Origin of the sequence: Sphaerimonospora thailandensis, assembly GCF_016863115.1 — a bacterium.
In the GTDB taxonomy this organism is placed as follows: Bacteria; Actinomycetota; Actinomycetes; order Streptosporangiales; family Streptosporangiaceae; genus Sphaerimonospora; species Sphaerimonospora cavernae.
In genome coordinates this window covers 1-1,800 of the sequence record NZ_BOOG01000119.1, presented here as the reverse complement: position 1 = coordinate 1,800, position 1,800 = coordinate 1, and the positions used below count along the sequence as shown (strand labels likewise).

The 1,800-nt window shown below is 68.8% G+C and carries 1 protein-coding gene; it reads left to right on the top strand.

Annotation, left to right across the window (positions count from 1 at the left end):
• Nucleotides 1–250 precede the first annotated feature (250 nt).
• Nucleotides 251–1,678 (top strand): ISAs1 family transposase, encoded by a 1,428-nt coding sequence (locus Mth01_RS29185; RefSeq protein WP_204019184.1) that lies wholly within the window; start codon nt 251–253, stop codon nt 1,676–1,678.
• The last annotated feature ends 122 nt before the right edge of the window (nt 1,679–1,800 follow it).

Sequence of the window (1,800 nt, the reverse complement as noted above, 5' to 3'; positions counted from 1 at the left end):
CAGGGTGACTTCAAAGTCGCTTGATCGCGGGCCGGGTCGGGTGTCTCTGCTGGTCGTGGACGTGTCGTCATTGGCGGAACCGCGGAGGGCCGCGCCTTTGATCACACTGTGATCGCGGCCGGGTCACCGCACCGTCTCGCCGTCCCCCGCTGACGGGGCGGGACGGCTCTCCAGGACGGGGATTGGACACAAAGACGGGGTTCCCCAAAGATCGGTGATCTACGACAAACGCCGACCGACAGGAAACCCCGTGACTGCCCAGTGTGCCATCTCCGACCGCCGGTTGACCATCGACGATCTCCCCGAGTCGCTCCCTGCGGTGATAGAGACGACGCCCTACGACCAGCACGTCCCCGCCATGCTGGGTGGAGACCCCGTGACGTTGCCCCCGCAGATGCCTGCCGGCCTGGCTCCGCGTTCGGTCCAGGAAGTGGCAGCGGCCTTGGCCGCCGAACGCCGGCAACGCGCCTCGCAGACCAGTCGCCGCACGCCAGAGGCGGCCGGCGCGGATGGATCAGTCATCGACAAGGCCGCCTGCGCACGCCTGCTCGGCTTCCTGGCACAGGTTCCTGACCAGCGGGATCGGCGCGGCGTCCGCTACCCGCTGCCCTACCTTCTGGCACTGCCGATCGTGGCGATGACGGCTCACGAGGTTCAACTGGCCGGCATCGGCGAGTGGGTCGCCGACGCGCCGGAAGATCTGCTGCTCGCTTTGGGCGCCCCGCTCGACGATGCCGGGGTGGCCCGCCGCCCGGACGTCAAGGCCATCACCGAGGCCCTGGCCGAGCACGCCGACGGCTACGACCGGGCATTATGCGCCTGGACCGGCGCCCTGGCCCGCGACCAGCACCAACACCGGCACCGGCACGCTCGCGGCCCGCTGCTGCCCCGCCTGCACATCGACGGCAAATCCCAGAAAGGCGCCGCACCGCGCGGCGGGAGTGCGCCGATGCTGCTGGCGGCCCGCCGTGACGACGGCACCGTCGCCGCCCAACGCCCGGTCGCCACGGACAAGACCAACGAGATCACCGTGTTCGCGCCGCTGCTGGACCAACTCGGCGACGCCGAGCTGGCCGGGACCGTCGTCACCGCCGACCAACTCCACACCCAGCGGGGACATGCCACCTACCTGCACCGGCGCGACGCGTTCTACGTGTTCACCGTGGGCGGCAACCAAAAACGCCTGTTCGCGGCCCTGGACGCGCTGCCCTGGCGGCAGATCGCCGTCGAACACGCTACCGTCGACCGGGGGCACGGCCGGATCGAGATCCGCACCATCCGGACCCTGCCCGTCACCGAGCGCATCGCCGGACTGTTCCCGCACGCCGCTCAGGCGTTCCTGCTGGAGCGCTACATTTACACCACCGACGGCACGCCCGTGGGGGCAGTTGCGGTCCTGGGCATCACCAGCCTGACCGCCGACCAAGCCGACGGTGCCGCGATCCTCGCCTATGTCCGCGGCCACTGGTCAATTGAATCCCTGCACTGGCTACGTGATCGGGTGCTTGGCGAGGACGACAGCCGTCAAAAACGCGCCATCCGGGCCATGGCCGCCCTTCGCAACCTGGTGATCGGTGTGCTCCACCTGCGCGGGATCACCCGCATCAGCCGACAGCTCCGCGCTTGTGGCCGTGACCCCTACCGCCGCCCGCTGATCCTGCTCGGCCTGATGACATAGTCCTGATGCCCTGCCGTGACCCAGCCGAGATCATCAAAACTCGAACAGCCGAGCACGAGAACTCTGCCCGCCCACGTGAGCAGCTAAAACTACGCTCCGCATTCGACTTCGAAGTCGCCCTG